The organism is Microbacterium pollutisoli (assembly GCF_053586795.1).
The window spans coordinates 1-17,483 of the sequence record NZ_JBNYWT010000005.1; the positions used below are offsets into that span (position 1 = coordinate 1).

The window sequence follows — 17,483 nt, forward strand, 5'->3', positions numbered from 1 at the left end:
TAAACACCAGGGCCTCCGCTGCATGTCGGCACCCCAAGGCCGCTCCTCGGGGATGATCCACGAATCTGCACCGTGAGGCCCTGGCCTACAAGACCAACATCAGAACCCCACACTCATAGGGTCTGAGGCCGACGGCGCCCTCAGACCGCGTACGGGGCGAGATCGGCCGCCAGGCGCTCGGAGACACGCGCGTGCACCGCGGTGCCGCCGGGCTCGTGGCGGGTCGAGACGATGAGACCCGACTCGTGCACGGCGTTGATGAGGTCACCCCGGTCATACGGGACGAGGGCGTGGATCTCGACCGCCGGCAGCGGCAGCGCGTCGGCGATCGCGGCCCGCAGCTGTTCGATGCCCTCGCCCGTGCGCGACGACACGAACAGCGCACCCGGCTCCAGCCCGTGCAGCACGAGGCGCGTATCGGGGTCGACGAGGTCGGCCTTGTTGAACACGACGATCTCGGCCGTGGACCGCGCGCCCACGTCGCCCATCACGTCCCGCACCGTCGCCAGCTGGGCCGCCGGGTCGGGGTGCGATCCGTCGACCACATGCACGATGACGTCGGCCTCACCGACCTCCTCGAGGGTGGAGCGGAAGGCCTCCACGAGCTGGTGCGGCAGGTTGCGGACGAACCCGACCGTGTCGGTCAGCGTGTACACGCGGCCGTCTTCGGTCTGGGCGCGCCGCACCGTGGCATCCAGGGTCGCGAACAGGGCGTTCTCGACGAGCACACCGGCGCTGGTGAGCCGGTTGAGCAGACTGGACTTGCCGGCGTTGGTGTAGCCGGCGATGGCGACCGACGGAATGGTGTTCCGCTTGCGCTCGGCCCGCTTGGCACCGCGGGCCGGGGCGAAGTCGCGGATCTGGCGGCGCAGCTGCGCCATGCGCGTGCGGATGCGACGCCGGTCGAGCTCGATCTTGGTCTCACCGGGTCCGCGTGAGCCCATGCCGGCACCGGCCGCGCCCACCTGGCCACCGGCCTGGCGGCTCATCGACTCACCCCACCCGCGCAGACGCGGGAGCAGGTATTCGAGCTGGGCCAGTTCGACCTGCGCCTTGCCCTCACGGCTCTTGGCGTGCTGGCTGAAGATGTCGAGGATGACGGTGGTGCGGTCGATGACCTTCACTTTGACGACGTCTTCGAGGGCACGCCGCTGGCTGGGTGCCAACTCGGTGTCGGCGATGACGGTGTCGGCGCCGAGCGCGGCGACGAGGTCGCGCAGCTCCCCGGCCTTGCCGCTGCCGATGTAGGTCGCCGGGTCGGGGTGGGGGCGCCGCTGCAGGACGCCGTCGAGCACGACGGCGCCCGCGGTCTCGGCCAGGGCCGCGAGCTCACGCAGCGAGTTCTCGGCGTCCTCCTGCGCGCCCTGCGGGTAGACGCCGATGAGGACGACGTTCTCAAGGCGCAGCTGCCGGTACTCGACTTCGGTGACGTCTTCGAGTTCGGTCGACAGCCCGGGCACGCGTCGCAGCGCGGCGCGCTCTTCGCGATCCCACTGCTCGCCGTCGGTGTCGCCGTACGCGACGGTCGACTCCTCCTGCAGCGCCTGCGCAGCGCCGAACACGCGCACCCCCGAACGCGACTGCGCGTTGGCCAGCACCCGGTCCACCGGGTCGACCGGTGTCTCGTCGGGGCTGTTCGGGGTGGTGGTGTCTGTCATGTCATCCTTCCGGGGTGGCGCGTGGCCACCCGTGCACTCTAGCCTCCCGCGGCGGGGGGCTCCTCCGCTACGCTCTACTGCGTGCCGAGCGACCACTATTTCAGCGCGAGTCCGTCCAGCGCCGAGAATCTCCGTCGCATCCGGGTCCATCTCGCCGGGCGGGACGTCGAGGTGTCGACGGCCGGCGGCGTGTTCAGTCCCGACCACGTGGACGGCGGCACCGGCGTGCTGCTGGCCAACACGCCGAGCCCGCCGCCGGGCGGGCATCTGCTCGACGTGGGGTGCGGATGGGGGCCGATCGCCTTGTCGCTGGCCCTGGACGCGCCGCACGCGACGGTATGGGCTGTCGACGTCAACGAGCGCGCTCTGGACCTGGTGCGCCGCAACGCGGCGGAACTGGGGCTCGACAATGTGAACGCGGTGCGCCCGGAGGATGTTCCCGACGACATCGTGTTCCGCACGATCCGCTCCAACCCGCCCATCCGGGTGGGCAAGAACGAGCTGCACCGCCTGCTCGAGACGTGGATCCCGCGGCTCGACGAGCGCAGCGACGCCTGGCTGGTCGTCCAGCGCAACCTCGGGTCGGATTCGCTGCAGCGCTGGCTGGCGGCCACGTTCACCGACGGATACACGGTGTCGCGCGCCGCGACCGGTCGGGGATTCCGCGTGCTGCGCGTGCGCCGGCACGGCACGCCGCCGACCGCGCCGATCACCCTCCCCTGAGCACCGGCGGCCCGCAGGGCACCGGCATCCGTCAGGCGAGCGCCACCGTGCCCGAGAACACCAGGGTCGCCGGGCCGGACAGCAGCACGTGAGGGCCGTCGGCCGCCGGGTCGACGCGGACTCCCAGCCGGCCGCCGGGCACGTCGACCACCCACCGGTCGGGTGCGGCGGCACCGGCCCAGCTGCGCACCGCGAGCGCGGCCGCGGCCACACCGGTGCCGCACGACAGCGTCTCGCCCACCCCGCGCTCGAACACCCGCATCCGCAGCCGGCCGACGCCCCCGCGCACGAGGGGATCGGCCGGTACGACGAACTCGATGTTGGCGCCCGCCGGCGGCAGGGGCGCGAGGATCGGCTGCACCGTCAGGTCGAGCGCATCCAGCTCGGCCGCGCTGGACAACGCCACCACCACGTGCGGGTTGCCGACATCGATGCCCATACCCGGTCGCGGCACGTCGAGGCCGCGCGCCCGCACCGTCACCTCGTCCGGCTCCTCGCGCCAGACGCCCAGGTCGACTTCGAAGCCGTCGTCGCTGCGGGTGAGGGTCTTCACGCCGGCGCGGGTGCCGATGCGCAGCGGCGTGTCCAGCGTGGCCCAGCCGGCATCGACGAGGTAGCGGGCGACCACACGGGTGCCGTTGCCGCACATCTCGGCCGCCGAGCCGTCGGCGTTGCGGTAGTCCATGAACCATTCGACGCCGGCTGCGGCCGCCGCGGCACCGTCGGCGATGCGGTCGGCCCGGACCACGCGCAGCAGCCCGTCGCCCCCGATGCCGAATCGCCGGTCGCACAGCGCCGCGACCTGATCGTCCCCGAGCTCGAGGCCGCCCTCGGCGTCGGGCACGATGACGAAGTCGTTGCCGGTGCCATGGCCCTTGGTGAATGCGATGGTCTCCGGCATCCCCCCATTCTAAGGAGCGAGACCGGCGGTCAGTCGGCGATGAGGCGCTTGCCGGTCGCCCAGATGTCGAACGGCTCGTAGTCGAACGACGGCTTCGGTATCGGGAAGAGCGAACGGACGATCTCGACAGTCATGCGGTCGAGTCTGCCAGCGCCGCCGCGTCGACGGGGGAATCTATCCACCGGATGCCGGCGTAGCGTTTGAACCACGACACCTGCCGCCGTGCGTAGCGACGGGTGAGCGCCTGCGTCTGCGCGATCGCCTCGGCCTCGGTGATCTCGCCGGCCAGCTGAGCGAGAGCCTGCGCGTATCCGATCGCCCTGCGCGCCGTGACGCCGTCCTCGAGCCCGTGCTCACGCAGGTGCCGGACCTCGTCGAGAAGTCCGTCGCGCCACATCGCCTCGACGCGCGCGTCGAGCCGCTGCACGAGGGTCGCGCGGTCGAGGTGCACGCCGATGATGCGCAGCGGCTCGTGCCACGGTGTGGGCGCCGCCGGCAGCACGGCGCCGTGGGTGGCCTCGCCCTGCAGCACGACCTCGAGGGCACGCACGACCCGCCGGCCGTTGCGCGCGTCGATGCGCTGCGCGGTGGCCGGGTCGAGCTCGCGCAGCCGCGCGAAGAGCACGCCCGCCCCGTCGCGGGCCAGGTCGGCTTCCAGCTGCGCGCGCAGGGCGTCGTCGTGCGGCGGGAACCGGAAATCGAACAGCACGCTGGACACGTACAGGCCGGACCCGCCGACCAGGATCGCGTCGGCGCCGCGCGCGAAGATCTGCCCGATGGTGTCGCGGGCGGCCGGCTGGTACGCGGCCACCGCGGCCTCCTCAGTCACCTCGAGCATGTCGAACAGGTGGTGCGGGATGCCGCGGCGCTGCGACGCGGGGAGCTTCGCGGTGCCGATGTCCATGCCGCGATACAGCTGCATGGCGTCGGCGTTCACGATCTCGGCCGCACGTCCGCGCGCGGCAAGGGCCTGAGCGAGGTCCAGGGACAGCCCGGTCTTGCCGGTGCCCGTGGCGCCGACGATCGCCCACAGGCGCGGGGCGGTCACTGCGCGGCGGTGAGGCGCAGCGTCGGCAGGCCGAGCGAGACCGCGCGCGGCCCCGCGCCGGATGCCGGCGCGGGAACGCCGCAGGATTCGGCCTGCGTGCGATCCCAGGCGTCACCGGCGCGGGTGCGGCGGATGCGCAGCGGGGCACCGTCGGGGCTGTCGGCGAGCAGGTGGAACGGCGCGGCGTGGGTCACCACGACCGAGACGATGTCACCGGGCCGGGGCGTGTCGCTGCCGGCCGGCAACTCGAAGTGCACGAGGCGGTTGTCCTCGGCGCGACCGGTCAGGCGGTGGGTCGCGGCGTCCTTCTTGCCCTCGCCGGTGGAGACGAGCACTTGCAGCTCGCGGCCGACCTGCTTCTGGTTCTCTTCGAGGCTGAGGCGCTCCTGCAGGGCCACGAGACGCTCGTAGCGGGCCTGCACGACCTCCTTGGGGACCTGGTCGGGCATGGTCGCTGCGGGGGTGCCCTCGCGGATCGAGTACTGGAACGTGAAGGCGCTCGCGAAGCGGGCCTGCTCGACGACGCGCAGCGTGTCTTCGAAGTCCTCCTCGGTCTCACCGGGGAAGCCGACGATGATGTCGGTGGAGATGGCGGCGTCGGGCATCTTCGCACGGACGCGGTCGAGGATGCCCAGGAACCGCTCGCTGCGGTAGGAGCGGCGCATCGCCTTGAGGATGCGGTCGGAGCCGGACTGCAGCGGCATGTGCAGCTGCGGCATGACCGCTTCGGTCTCGGCCATCGCGTCGATGACGTCGTCGGTGAAGGCGGCCGGGTGGGGGCTGGTGAAGCGGATGCGCTCGAGCCCCTCGATCTGGCCGGCGGCGCGCAGCAGCTTGCCGAAGGCCTGCCGGTCACCGAACTCGACGCCGTAGCTGTTGACGTTCTGGCCCAGCAGCGTCACTTCGATGGCGCCGTCGTCGACGAGGAGCTTGATCTCGCTGAGGATGTCGCCGGGGCGGCGGTCCTTCTCCTTGCCGCGCAGGCTGGGCACGATGCAGAAGGTGCAGGTGTTGTTGCAGCCGACCGAGATCGACACCCAGCCGCTGTACACGGAGTCCCGCTTGGTGGGCAGGGTCGACGGGAACACTTCGAGCGATTCGAGGATCTCCAGCTCGGCGTCGTCGTTGTGCCGGGCGCGTTCGAGCAGTCCGGGCAGCGAGCCCATGTTGTGGGTGCCGAACACGACGTCGACCCACGGCGCCTTCTCGAGCACCGTGTCCTTGTCCATCTGAGCGAGGCAGCCGCCGACGGCGATCTGCATGCCGGCGTGCTTGTCCTTGCGGCTCTTGAGGTGGCCGAGCGTGCCGTACAACTTGCCGGCGGCGTTGTCGCGCACGGCGCAGGTGTTGATGACGACGACGTCGGGGTCGGTACCCGGCTGGGCGCGCACGTAGCCGGCGCTCTCCAGCGAACCGGACAGACGTTCGGAGTCGTGGACGTTCATCTGGCAGCCGAAGGTCCGCACCTCGTAGGTGCGGGCGGCACCGTCGGCGGCGACGGCGGCCGGCGACGGTGCGATCAGCGTCGGCGCGGAAGAAGGCGAAGTCATGATCCGACCATTGTACGAGCGCAATCCGGGTGTCCGGCCGCTGGAGACGGGTCAGGTGAAGCGCACGCCCGTGCGGGGACCGCGGGAGCCCCCGGCCTCATCGAGCGCCTGCCGGGCGGCGTCGAGCGCCTGCGCGCCGTAGCCGCGTCGGGCCAGCTGCCCGGCCAGGCGTCGCAGCGCGACGTCCCGGTCGAGGTCGGTCATGGTGCGGGCCTTGTGTCGGGCGAACTCGAGGGCGCGCTCGGCGTCGTCGTCCGGCGCCTCGGCCAGCGCGGCGTCGACGACCTCGCGGGGAATGCCCCGTTGTGCAAGTGCCTGGGCGACGACCCGTCGCCCCTGCCCCTTGCGGTGCATCGCGGTGTGGATGAGCTGATCGGCCAGCTTCGCATCGTCGAGGTAGCCGTTGCGCTCGAACCGCGCGATCACCCCGTCGACGGCGGCGGCGTCGAGTTCGTGCCCGGCCAGGTGCGTGCGCGCCTCGCGGATCGAGAGCGAGCGGCCCCGCAGCTTGCGCAGCAGCATCGCCTCGGCGGCCTCGATCCGCTCCCGCTCGTCGTCATCGGCCGTCGCGGGGTCGTCGCCGGCCTCGTCGCCGAGCCAGCTGGTGTGCCAGTCGGTCTCCGGGGCACCGTGGCCCGCGGCGTCCGCACCGTCGTCGGCGGGCACGGCGCGGCCGGCGGCAGCAGCACGGGGTAGGTCGGAGACCTCTTCGCCACCGGGTTGCGGCCCGGCGGCGCCGCGCGCCCCGAACAGCGGGATGACGGGGGCGAGCCCGCGGCCGTTGTCGGCCCCGGGCTCGCCCTGGTCGTCGCTCATGCGTCTGTCACCTTGTGCGGCGGCTGCCGGCGCCTCACGCCGGGCGGCGCGCGGTCAGGTCTGCCGCCGGGGCGGGCGGCGCCTCGACCGCCCGCGGAACGCCGATGCCGAGCTTCTGCTTGATCTTCGCCTCGATGTCCGCGGCGATGTCGGTGTTCTTGATCAGGAAGTTGCGGGCGTTCTCCTTGCCCTGCCCGAGCTGCTCGCCGTCGTAGGTGTACCAGGCACCCGACTTCTTGACGATGCCGTGCTCCACCCCGTAGTCGATGAGGCTGCCTTCGCGAGAGATGCCGACGCCGTACAGGATGTCGAACTCGGCCTGCTTGAACGGCGGCGCCATCTTGTTCTTGACGACCTTGACGCGGGTGCGGTTGCCGACCGCTTCGGTGCCGTCCTTCAGGGTCTCGATGCGCCGGATGTCGAGGCGCACGGAGGCGTAGAACTTCAGCGCCTTTCCACCGGCGGTGGTCTCGGGCGACCCGAAGAACACGCCGATCTTCTCGCGCAGCTGGTTGATGAAGATGGCGGTGGTCTTGGTCTGGTTCAGGCCACCGGTCAGCTTGCGCAGCGCCTGCGACATGAGGCGCGCCTGCAGACCGACGTGCGAGTCGCCCATCTCGCCCTTGATCTCCGCCTCGGGCACGAGCGCGGCGACGGAGTCGATGACGACCAGGTCGATCGCGCCGGAGCGGATCAGCATGTCGGCGATCTCGAGCGCCTGCTCACCGGTGTCGGGCTGCGACACCAGCAGCTGGTCGATGTCGACGCCCAGCTTCTGCGCGTAGTCGGGGTCGAGCGCGTGCTCGGCGTCGATGAAGGCGGCGATGCCGCCGGCGCGCTGCGCGTTGGCGATCGCGTGGAGGGTCAGCGTCGTCTTACCCGACGACTCCGGACCGTAGATCTCGATGATGCGACCGCGCGGGAGCCCGCCGATGCCGAGCGCGGCGTCAAGGGCGATCGATCCGGTGGAGATCGTCTCGACCGGGGCGCGTTCGTCGCTGCCCAGTCGCATGACCGAGCCCTTTCCGAACTGCCGGTCGATCTGGGCGAGAGCCGACTCGAGGGCTTTCTCGCGCTCAGCGGGAGAGGGCATGGGTGCTCCTTCTGGTTCGCATTCCGTCGCCTGTAGGCTGTCGCGCCGCCCTCCGGTGGAGCACGTGCTGCGACAAGGCGTGTGGTGTCATCCGACGCTGTCCACGCTATGTGCACCCTCCGACATCGTCGGGCGGAAGCGCATCTTCGGTGGACAGCGGCGGAATGACTCCGCTTGTGCAGGAGGCTATGCCACGTCTCGAACGGATTTTCGATGACACGCCGAAAGCGGATGTTCGAACGCCGGCATCCCGCCGAACGCCGGCATCCCCTGTGCGGGCAGCCCCGCCCCGCCGGGTCACCCGTGCGGGTCAGTTACGCGGCGGGTCCTGCAGGCCCACGCCGTGCCGACGTGCGGGCGGCACATCGGTCTCCAAGCACAGCGCGTACCAGACCTCCCGCGGGTCGACACCCGCCCGCAGGCACTCGGCCGCGGTGCGGTTGCCGACGTGCGGCAGCGCCAGGTCGTTGACCAGGGTCGCGCCTGCGGAGCCGAACTCGCGCGCGACGGCGCGTTCGAACTCGCTGAGCCGCATCGGCGGCGTCAGCGCAGCGACAGCTCGGGCTGGACGAGGTCGTCGCCCAGCGACGCCAGGTCGTCCGGCACGACGTCGGGAATGGTCTGCAGGCCCTCGAGAACCGAGATGCGGTCGCCGACCTCACGCATGATGGACGAGATGGGGACATCGAGCGCTTCGGCGACGGCGGCGAGGATCTCGCTGGACGCCTCCTTCTGACCGCGCTCCACTTCGCTCAGGTAGCCCAGCGCGACGCTCGCGCGCCCCGCGACCTGACGGAGGGTGCGGCCCCTCTGCAAGCGAAGATCACGCAGGACATCGCCGATCTCTTGACGTACCAGGATCATGTCGGGCCCCCTCCTCTGCCTACTTCTGCTGTGTCTCGGGTGGACAACAGTACCTCACCTTTTCGGTCACCATATCCCCTTACCCCTGAGGAATACATGGGAATCACTCATACGTAACAGGTTCGACACCCGCGGTATTCCGAACCGTCAGAGCGCCTCGATGATCAGGCGCAGCGCCCGCGCAGTCGCTTCGGTGCGGATCGTATGGCGGTCGCCGGTCAGCAGCAGCGACTCGGCGCGCGAGCCGAGCGGCGTCGACACGGCGATGTGCACCGTGCCCACCGGCTGCCCGTCGGGCGAGACCGGGCCGGCGATGCCGGTGGTCGCCACGCCCACATCAGTGGGGACGCCCTCATGGCCGAGCGCGCGCCGCGCGCCGTCAGCCATCTGCCGCGCCACCCGGGGGTGGACCGGGCCGTGGGCCTCGAGCAGCGCCTGGTCGACACCCAGCAGCGTCTGCTTCAGCTCTGTCGCGTAGGCCACGACCCCGCCGCGGACCACGGCCGAGGCGCCGGCGACGTCGATGAGAGAGGCGATGACCATGCCCCCGGTGAGCGACTCGGCCACCCCGAGCGTCCACCCGAGCTCTTTGAGTCGGGCCACCAGACGCTCGGGGTCGGTGCGACGCCCCGGCGACACGAGGGTCGATTCGATGTCGTCGGGCAGGTCGGGCGCCGGCGCCGGTCGCCGGGTCATCGTCGCGCCCCCCGCCGTGCGCGGATCGCCGTGACGACGTAGTCGACACCGCTGGCGATGGTGAGGACGACGGCGATGGTCATCGTCACGGCGTTGACGATGTGGATCCACTCCCCCACGACCGTCCACAGCGGCAGCAGTGCGAGCGACAGGGCGACCGCCTGTGCGACGGTCTTGAGCTTGCCCATCCAGGCGGCGGCCACGACGTGGTCGGCGGCGACGATGAGCCGGTCGACGGTCACGCCCAACTCGCGTACGAGCACGACGATCGTGATCCACCAGGGCAGCTCGGCGAGGATCGACAGGCAGACGAACGCGGCGCCCGTCAGGACCTTGTCGGCGATCGGGTCGAGCAGTTTGCCGAGGTCGGTGACGATGCCGTGCTTACGCGCGAGGTGACCGTCGATGCCGTCGGTCGCGATGGCGACGATGAACAGCGCGGCGGCCCACCAGCGCAGAGCGCCGTCGGTCCCGGCATCCGCCAGCAGGAGCCAGACGAAGACGGGAGCGCACAGAATGCGCACGATGGTGATCGCGTTGGGCAGCTGCCTCGGGATGGCCACGGGACGAGCCTACCGGCGTCACTCGCGCCCGGTGAGACCCCACGCGTCTTCATCGCCATCGTCGCCGTCGACGACCTCGTAGCCCGCGAACTGCTCCTCCACCGGGTCGGCGGGCCCGGCGGCGGGCGGCTCCTCGCCGCGCAGCCGGGCCAGGACGGCCGGCAGCTGGTCGGGGGTGACCAGCACGTCGCGGGCCTTCGACCCCTCGGACGGGCCGACGATCTCGCGGGACTCGAGCAGGTCCATGAGCCGCCCGGCCTTGGCGAACCCGACGCGCAGCTTGCGCTGCAGCATGGAGGTGGAGCCGAACTGGGTCGAGATGATCTGCTCGGCGGCCGCCAGCAGCAGCTCGAGGTCGTCGCCGATGTCGGCGTCGATCTCCTTCTTCTCCACGACCGCGGCGACGTCGGGGCGGTACTCCGGCTCGGCCTGGCCCTTGACGTGCGCGACGACCTTCTCGATCTCGGGCTCGCTCACCCACGCGCCCTGCACCCGGATGGACTTGGACGCGCCCATCGGCAGGAACAGTCCGTCACCCTGCCCGATCAGCCGGTCGGCGCCGGGCTGGTCGAGGATGACGCGGGAGTCGGTGACGCTGGTCACCGCGAACGCGAGGCGCGAGGGCACGTTGGCCTTGATGAGGCCGGTGACCACATCGACCGACGGGCGCTGGGTGGCCAGGACGAGGTGGATGCCGCTGGCGCGGGCCAGCTGGGTGATGCGCACGATCGAGTCCTCGACGTCGCGCGGGGCGACCATCATGAGGTCGGCCAGCTCGTCGACGACCACCAGCAGGTACGGGTAGGGCTTGAGCACGCGCTCGCTGCCGGCCGGAAGGGTGATCTCCCCGGCGCGGACCGCCTTGTTGAAGTCGTCGATGTGGCGGAAGCCGAACGACGCGAGGTCGTCGTACCGCATGTCCATCTCCTTCACGACCCACTGCAACGCCTCGGCGGCCTTCTTCGGGTTCGTGATGATGGGGGTGATCAGGTGCGGCACGCCCGCGTAGCTGGTCAGCTCGACCCGCTTGGGATCGATCAGCACCATGCGCACATCGGACGGCTTGGCGCGCATCAGCAGGCTCGTGATCATCGAGTTCACGAAGCTCGACTTGCCCGAGCCGGTGGAGCCGGCCACCAGCAGGTGCGGCATCTTCGCGAGATTCGCGATGACGTAGCCGCCGCCGACGTCCTTGCCGACGCCGATGGTCATCGGGTGGGTGGACGCGGTCGCGGTGCTCGAGCGCAGCACGTCGCCGAGGGTCACGATCTCGCGGTCGGCGTTGGGGATCTCGACGCCGATGGCGCTCTTGCCCGGGATCGGGGCGAGGATGCGGACCTCGTTGGACGCGACGGCGTAGGCGATGTTGTTGGTCAGCGCGGTGATGCGCTCGACCTTGACGCCGGGCCCGAGCTCGATCTCGTACTGGGTGACCGTCGGGCCGCGCGAGAAGCCGGTGACGCGGGCGTTGACGCCGAACTGCTCGAACACACCGGTGATCGCGGCGACGACCTTGTCGTTGGCCTCGGACCGGGCCTTGGGCGGTGTGCCCTCCGCCAGCGCGGCCACCGACGGCAGGCGGTACGGCGCCGCCGACGGCGGGCGGCCCTCGCCGTCACCGCCGAGCCCGGACATGCCCGGCAGCATCGCGTCGTCGATGACCTCGGTCGCGTCGTCGCGGATGCCGGTGTCGGCGCCGCGGGCGGCCTTCTTCGCGCCGGCGACCACGGCCGGATCGATGACCTCGGTGGGGGCGTCCGGAGCCGGGAGGGGCGTGGTGACCGGGTTGTCGAATCCGCCCACGCCGGACGCGTCCAGCAGCGCCGTGAGGTCGTCCGAGCCGAGGTGCCCGTCCGGGTCCTCCTCGCGCCCGCTCTTTGTGCGGCGCCACCACGGCACGCCCTCGTCGGCGTCCTTGTCCGCCTCGGCGAAGGCGACGGTCCCCGGTTCGGCCGGTTCGGGCCGTTCGGCGCCGAACATCCACGCGTAGAGGTCGCCGAGACGGCGGCCGATGCGGTTGGGCGGGGTCTTGGTGATGATCAGCACGCTCAGCGCGGTCAGCAGGCTCAGCACGATCCCGGCTCCCACGGGGGTGAGGAAGGTGAGCGGCTCGCCGAGCATCCAGCCGAACAGTCCGCCGGCCTGGCTCAGCGCGGGCAGACCGTCCTTGGGCTGCGGCCGGCCGCCGAACACATGGCAGAAGCCGGCGACGGCGAGGATGAACATCGCGAAACCGATACCGATGCGGCCGTTGTCGTGCACCGACGCCGGGTGGCGGAACAGCCAGCCGGCGAGGATCAGCAGGAGCACGGGCATGACGAACGCCTCGCGCCCGATGAGCGCACCGACGGTGAAGGCGCTGACGGTGGTGCCGACCTCGGTGCCGATCAGGAACCACTCCACGATCGCGCCGACCACGGCCAGCAGCACGAGCACGAACGGGAACCCGTCGCGCCGCTGGTCCTTCTCGAGGGTCTCCGGACCGAACGCGCGGAAGGCGCCGCCGGTGGCGTGCGCGAGGCCCATCCAGGCGCGGGCCAGGACGGGCGGCTTGTCGGGTTCGTCGACGTAGCGCTTGGGTGCCGGCGCCGGCTTCTTGGCGCGCGAGGACGAGCCCTTCGCGGACGCGCGGGCGTTCGTGGGCGAGCTCGTGGAACGTGCCATTACTCCACGGTAAGCCGGGACGGGCTGTTTTCCGCGGATCGACGCGGCTCGGGCGCCAACCGGCCGGGCCGCGGGTCAGGCCTCGATGACCAGCGGCACGATCATGGGCCGGCGGCGCAGCTGCTGGTTGACCCAGCGGCCGATCGTGCGGCGCACCACCTGGGACAGCGCATGCGTGTCGCGCACGCCCGAGTGGGCGGCGTCGGCGAGCGCCGCGGCGATCTTGGGCTTGACCGACTCGAAGACCGTGTCGTCCTCGGCGAAGCCGCGGGCGTGGATCTCCGGCCCGGTGATGATCTTCCCGGTCGCGGCGTCGACCACGACGATGACCGAGATGAACCCCTCTTCGCCGAGGATGCGGCGGTCTTTCAGATCGGCATCCGTGATCTCGCCCACCGTCGACCCGTCGACGTACACGAAGCCGAGGTCGAGCTGTCCGGCCACGCGGGCGACGCCGTCCTTCAAGTCGACGATGGTGCCGTTCTCCCCCAGGATCGTGTTCTCGGCGGGGATGCCGGTGTCCTGCGCCAGCTTGGCGTTGGCCAGCAGCATCCGGTATTCACCGTGGACCGGCAGCACGTTGCGGGGCTTGAGGATGTTGTAGCAGTACAGCAGCTCGCCGGCGGCGGCGTGGCCCGAGACGTGGACCTTCGCGTTGCCCTTGTGCACGACGTTCGCCCCGAGCTTGGTGAGGCCGTCGATGACGCGGTAGACCGCGTTCTCATTGCCCGGGATCAGGCTGGATGCCAGGATCACGGTGTCGCCCTCGCCCGGCTCGATCGCGTGGTCGAGGTTGGCCATGCGGCTGAGCACGGCCATCGGCTCCCCCTGCGAGCCGGTCGACATGTAGACGATCCGGTCGTCGGGCAGGTCTTTGGCCTTCTTGTAGTCGATGAGCACGCCGTCGGGCACCTTGAGGTAGCCGAGGTCTTCGGCGATGGTCATGTTGCGGACCATGCTGCGCCCCAGGAATGCGACGCGGCGGCCGTGCGCGTGGGCGGCGTCGATGACCTGCTGCACCCGGTGGACGTGGCTGGAGAAGCTCGCGACGATGACCCGGCGCGGGGCCTTGGCGATGACCTGCTCCAGCACCGGCCCGATCGCGCGTTCGAGCGGCGTGAAGCCGGGCACGTCGGCGTTGGTCGAGTCGACGAGGAACAGGTCGACGCCCTCCTCGCCCAGACGCGCGAAGGCGCGCAGGTCGGTGAGGCGCCCGTCCAGCGGCAGCTGGTCCATCTTGAAGTCGCCGGTGGCCAGCACGAGGCCCGCGGGCGTGCGGATGGCGACGGCGAGCGCGTCGGGGATGGAGTGGTTGACGGCCACGAACTCGAGGTCGAACGGGCCGACCTGCTCGTGCTGCCCCTCGCTGACGGTCAGGGTGTAGGGCTTGATGCGGTGCTCTTTGAGCTTGGCCTCCACCAGCGCCAGGGTGAGCCCCGATCCGATCAGCGGGATGTCGGACTTGAGCTTGAGCAGGTACGGCACCGCGCCGATGTGGTCTTCGTGGCCGTGGGTCAGCACGACGGCGACGATGTCGTCCAGGCGCGCCTTGATGGGCTCGAAGTCGGGCAGGATCAGGTCGACGCCCGGCTGGTGCTCCTCGGGGAAGAGCACGCCGCAGTCGACGATCAGCAGCTTGCCGTCGAACTCGAACACCGTCATGTTGCGGCCGACCTCGCCCAGTCCGCCCAGCGGCGTCACGCGCAGGGCGCCCGCTTCCAGGGCGGGCACGTCTGTGACCTCGATGACCATCAGCGGGTCGTCCCGTGGACCTTGGGCAGCGCGCCGCCGGCGGCCGCATTGCGGTCGGGGCGGAAGTTGGAGAAGTCGGCGCCGTCGACGCCCGTGACCAGGGCCAGCTCGTCTTCGATGATCGCGGCCTCCCATTCTTCGGGGCCCACCAGTGGGAGCCGGACGCGGGGACTGGAGATGCGACCCAGGCCATGCAGGATGTACTTCGCGCTGACGGTGCCCGGCACGTGCGTCATGACCGCCCGCACGAGCGGCTCCAGGGCCCGGTGCGCGGCGGTCGCCGCCGCCAGGTCGCCCCGGTTCACGGCATCCACCATCTGCCGGTACGGCGCGGCGGTGATGTTGGCCGTCACGCCGATGAGCCCGGTGGCCCCGATCGCCATGTGCGGCAGCGCGTTGGCGTCGTCACCCGAGAAGTACATCAGGTCGGTCTGGTTGAGCACGCGGCTGACCTCGCTGAAGTCACCCTTGGCGTCCTTGACCGCGAGGATGTTCGGGTGCTTGGCCAGGCGCAGGATCGTCTCGTACTTGATCGGCACGCCGGTGCGGCCGGGGATGTCGTAGAGGATCGTCGGCAGGTCCGTCGCGTCGGCGACCAGCCGGAAGTGGGTGAGGATGCCGGCTTGCGTCGGCTTGTTGTAGTACGGCGTGACGATCATGATGCCGTCGGCGCCGGCCTTCTCGCTGGCCTTGTACAGCTCGATGGCGTGCGCGGTCTCGTTCGAGCCGCCGCCGGTGATGATCTTCGCGCGGCCGGCCGCGACGTCCTTGCCGACCTCGACGAGGCGGATCTTCTCGTCGTCGGTGAGCGTCGAGGTCTCGCCGGTCGTGCCCGTCACGACGATGCCGTCGGCACCGCCGGCGATGACGTCGTCCATGTGCTTCTCGACAGCGGGCCAGTCGACTTCGCCGTCGGCGGTCATGGGGGTGACCAGCGCGACGAGGACCTGTCCGAAGGGGTTGCCCGTGTGCGTCATGTGTCCAGGCTAGCGGGTGGGCGTCGGCCCGATCACCGCCCGGTCCGCGCGAGGCGGGCCGCGAGCGGTGCGGGCAGGATGCGCATGAGGGCGATCAGCACCTTGTAGCGCAGTGACGGGATCGACACGGCCACTCCGCGGGCCGCGTCGCGCAGCGCCTCGCGGACCACATGGCGGGCGTCGAGCCACAGGAAGCCCGGGATCCCCTCCTTGCCCGGCGGCAGGCCCATGCGCTCGTGGAAGTTCGTGTGGGTGAACCCGGGGCACACCGCCGTGACGGTCACACCGCGCGGCGTGTAGGTCACGTTCGCCCACCGGCTGAACGACACGACCCAGGCCTTGACCGCGCCGTAGGTGCCCCGCGGCATGAACGCGGCCACGGATGCCAGGTTGATCACGCGCCCGTGACCGCGGTCGAGCATGCCGCCCAGGGCCGCGTGGGTCAGATGCATCGTGGCGCGCACGTGCAGGTCGAGGTGGCGGTCTTCGAGCGCGATGTCGTTGTGCTCGAACCTCAGGTCGAGCCCGAACCCGGCGTTGTTCACGAGCACCTCGATCGGCCGCGCCCGGTCGCGCAGGCGCGCCTCGACGCGGGCCAGTTGCTCGGGGTCGGTCAGGTCGGCCGCCAGCACCTCGCACCGCACGCGGTGCTCCCGCTCGGCCCGCTGGGCGAGGTCGGCGAGCGCCGCCTCGTCCCGGGCGACGAGCACCAGGTCGGCACCGCGGGCCGCGAGCTGCCGTGCGAACTCGGCTCCCAGGCCTGAGCTCGCCCCCGTGATCAACGCCGTCTTCGCCATGTCCCCACGGTATCGCGCGGTGCCCGCGGTCAGCGGGTCAGGGTGAGGAAACGGTACGGGACGCCGGTGCGCGAATGGTGCCAGCCGTCGGCGGGGTCGGCGGCGTCGACGCGCCAGCCGTCACGCGGGGGTGCGAACGTGTCGCCATCGACGGTGAGGTCGAACTCGGTCACCTCGAGCACCGCGGCCTTCTCGATCGCCTCCCGGAACAGCGCTCCCCCGCCGATGACCCACACCGTGTCGGCGTCGGCGGCCAGGGTCAGCGCCTCGTCGAGGGACCCGGCGCGCTCGGCCCCGGCATCCGCCCACTGCGCATTGCGGGTGACGACGATGTTGCGCCGGCCCGGCAGCGGCCGGAACCGCTCGGGGAACGACTCCCAGGTGCGTCGCCCCATCACGACGGGAGCGCCGAGGGTGATCGCCTTGAAATGGGCGAGGTCTTCGGGCACGTGCCAGGGCATGGTGCCGCCGGCCCCGATGACGCCGCCGTGCGCCTCGGCCCAGACGAGACCGATGCGGCTCATACCGCGACCGCGCCGCGGATGGTCGGGTGGTGGCGGTAGTCCTCGAGCACGAAGTCGTCGAAGGTGTAGTCGAAGATGGATGCCGGGGTGCGGGCCAGCCGCAGCCGGGGGTACGGGTAGGGGTCGCGGCTCAGCTGCTCCCGCACCTGTTCGAGGTGGTTGTCGTAGATGTGGCAGTCGCCGCCGGTCCACACGAACTCACCCGGCTGCAGCCCGGTCTGCTGCGCGATCATGAGGGTCAGCAGCGCGTAGGAGGCGATGTTGAACGGCACGCCGAGGAACATGTCGGCGCTGCGCTGGTAGAGCTGGCAGGACAGCTTGCCGTCGGCGACGTAGAACTGGAACAGCGCATGGCAGGGCGCGAGCGCCATCGCGGGGATGTCGGCGGGGTTCCACGCCGACACGATGAGGCGCCGGGAGTCGGGGTTGGTGCGGATCTGCTCGATCACCTGCGCGATCTGGTCGATCTGCTGACCGTCCGGGGTCGGCCAGGAGCGCCACTGCACGCCGTACACCGGGCCGAGCTCACCGTCGTCGCCGGCCCACTCGTCCCAGATGGTGACCCCGTTCTCGCGCAGCCATCCCACGTTCGAGTCGCCGCGCAGGAACCAGAGCAGCTCGATGGCGACCGAGCGGAAGTGCACGCGCTTGGTGGTGATCAGCGGAAACCCCTCGGAGAGGTCGAAGCGGATCTGACGGCCGAACACGCTCGTGGTGCCGGTGCCGGTGCGATCGTCCTTGTGGGTGCCGTGCTCGAGCACCTCGCGCAGCAGATCCTCGTAGGGGGTGGGCACGGTGGCGGTGGGGGCGGTCACGCCTGCCAGGTTACCCGCGACCGGCCGGGGCGCGTTACGCTG

At 70.9% G+C, this 17,483-nt stretch carries 17 protein-coding genes; 1 reads left to right on the forward strand and 16 read right to left on the reverse strand.

Translation table 11 applies throughout. The features are described from left to right. Positions 1 to 140 precede the first annotated feature (140 nt). Positions 141 to 1,658, reverse strand: a complete 1,518-nt coding sequence (hflX, locus tag ACQ143_RS11605) for a GTPase HflX (protein WP_449570857.1) — start codon at positions 1,656 to 1,658, stop codon at positions 141 to 143. Positions 1,659 to 1,739: 81 nt separating this feature from the next. On the opposite strand from hflX, the gene ACQ143_RS11610 reads away from it, so the two are divergent. Continuing rightward, the gene (locus ACQ143_RS11610) at positions 1,740 to 2,381 is read left to right on the forward strand and encodes a class I SAM-dependent methyltransferase (protein ID WP_449570858.1); all 642 of its coding nucleotides are present in this window, start codon (positions 1,740 to 1,742) and stop codon (positions 2,379 to 2,381) included. A gap of 31 nt (positions 2,382 to 2,412) precedes the next feature. On the opposite strand, the gene dapF is transcribed toward ACQ143_RS11610, so the two are convergent. From dapF to ACQ143_RS11685, 15 genes are all read right to left on the reverse strand, one after another. After that, positions 2,413 to 3,282: a diaminopimelate epimerase gene (gene dapF / locus ACQ143_RS11615; RefSeq protein WP_449570859.1), complete on the reverse strand. Its 870-nt coding sequence runs from the start codon at positions 3,280 to 3,282 to the stop codon at positions 2,413 to 2,415. A 130-nt stretch (positions 3,283 to 3,412) separates the two neighbouring features. Beyond that, positions 3,413 to 4,330, reverse strand: coding sequence for a tRNA (adenosine(37)-N6)-dimethylallyltransferase MiaA (miaA, locus tag ACQ143_RS11620; RefSeq protein WP_449570860.1), 918 nt, complete (start codon positions 4,328 to 4,330; stop codon positions 3,413 to 3,415). Further along, complete coding sequence (gene miaB / locus ACQ143_RS11625) at positions 4,327 to 5,880, reverse strand: tRNA (N6-isopentenyl adenosine(37)-C2)-methylthiotransferase MiaB (protein ID WP_449570861.1); 1,554 nt, start codon at positions 5,878 to 5,880, stop codon at positions 4,327 to 4,329. Before miaB ends, miaA begins: the two co-directional genes overlap by 4 nt. 51 nt (positions 5,881 to 5,931) lie before the next feature. Next, positions 5,932 to 6,696: a regulatory protein RecX gene (locus tag ACQ143_RS11630; protein ID WP_449570862.1), complete on the reverse strand. Its 765-nt coding sequence runs from the start codon at positions 6,694 to 6,696 to the stop codon at positions 5,932 to 5,934. A 34-nt stretch (positions 6,697 to 6,730) separates the two neighbouring features. Then, complete coding sequence (gene recA, locus ACQ143_RS11635) at positions 6,731 to 7,789, reverse strand: recombinase RecA (protein WP_449570863.1); 1,059 nt, start codon at positions 7,787 to 7,789, stop codon at positions 6,731 to 6,733. A gap of 310 nt (positions 7,790 to 8,099) precedes the next feature. Further along, on the reverse strand, positions 8,100 to 8,324 hold the full coding sequence (locus ACQ143_RS11640) for a DUF3046 domain-containing protein (protein ID WP_449570864.1): 225 nt from the start codon (positions 8,322 to 8,324) through the stop codon (positions 8,100 to 8,102). A gap of 8 nt (positions 8,325 to 8,332) precedes the next feature. Continuing rightward, positions 8,333 to 8,653 (reverse strand): helix-turn-helix domain-containing protein, encoded by a 321-nt coding sequence (locus tag ACQ143_RS11645; protein ID WP_449570865.1) that lies wholly within the window; start codon positions 8,651 to 8,653, stop codon positions 8,333 to 8,335. A 147-nt stretch (positions 8,654 to 8,800) separates the two neighbouring features. After that, on the reverse strand, positions 8,801 to 9,349 hold the full coding sequence (locus tag ACQ143_RS11650; protein ID WP_449570866.1) for a CinA family protein: 549 nt from the start codon (positions 9,347 to 9,349) through the stop codon (positions 8,801 to 8,803). Then, entirely contained in the window at positions 9,346 to 9,912 is a 567-nt protein-coding gene (gene pgsA / locus ACQ143_RS11655; protein ID WP_449570867.1) for a CDP-diacylglycerol--glycerol-3-phosphate 3-phosphatidyltransferase, read from the reverse strand. Before pgsA ends, ACQ143_RS11650 begins: the two co-directional genes overlap by 4 nt. A gap of 18 nt (positions 9,913 to 9,930) precedes the next feature. Continuing rightward, on the reverse strand, positions 9,931 to 12,576 hold the full coding sequence (locus ACQ143_RS11660) for a DNA translocase FtsK 4TM domain-containing protein (protein WP_449570868.1): 2,646 nt from the start codon (positions 12,574 to 12,576) through the stop codon (positions 9,931 to 9,933). Positions 12,577 to 12,651: 75 nt separating this feature from the next. Further along, positions 12,652 to 14,328, reverse strand: coding sequence for a ribonuclease J (locus ACQ143_RS11665; protein ID WP_449570869.1), 1,677 nt, complete (start codon positions 14,326 to 14,328; stop codon positions 12,652 to 12,654). Continuing rightward, positions 14,328 to 15,305 (reverse strand): 4-hydroxy-tetrahydrodipicolinate synthase, encoded by a 978-nt coding sequence (gene dapA, locus ACQ143_RS11670; protein ID WP_449570870.1) that lies wholly within the window; start codon positions 15,303 to 15,305, stop codon positions 14,328 to 14,330. The genes ACQ143_RS11665 and dapA overlap by 1 nt, the downstream gene beginning before the upstream one ends. A 32-nt stretch (positions 15,306 to 15,337) precedes the next feature. Then, entirely contained in the window at positions 15,338 to 16,102 is a 765-nt protein-coding gene (locus ACQ143_RS11675; RefSeq protein ID WP_449570871.1) for an SDR family NAD(P)-dependent oxidoreductase, read from the reverse strand. Positions 16,103 to 16,131: 29 nt separating this feature from the next. Continuing rightward, positions 16,132 to 16,626, reverse strand: coding sequence for a dihydrofolate reductase (locus tag ACQ143_RS11680; RefSeq protein ID WP_449570872.1), 495 nt, complete (start codon positions 16,624 to 16,626; stop codon positions 16,132 to 16,134). Continuing rightward, positions 16,623 to 17,450 carry a thymidylate synthase gene (locus ACQ143_RS11685; RefSeq protein WP_449571111.1) on the reverse strand — a complete coding sequence of 276 codons (828 nt, stop codon included), beginning with the start codon at positions 17,448 to 17,450 and terminating at the stop codon, positions 16,623 to 16,625. The genes ACQ143_RS11680 and ACQ143_RS11685 overlap by 4 nt, the downstream gene beginning before the upstream one ends. Positions 17,451 to 17,483 lie beyond the last annotated feature (33 nt).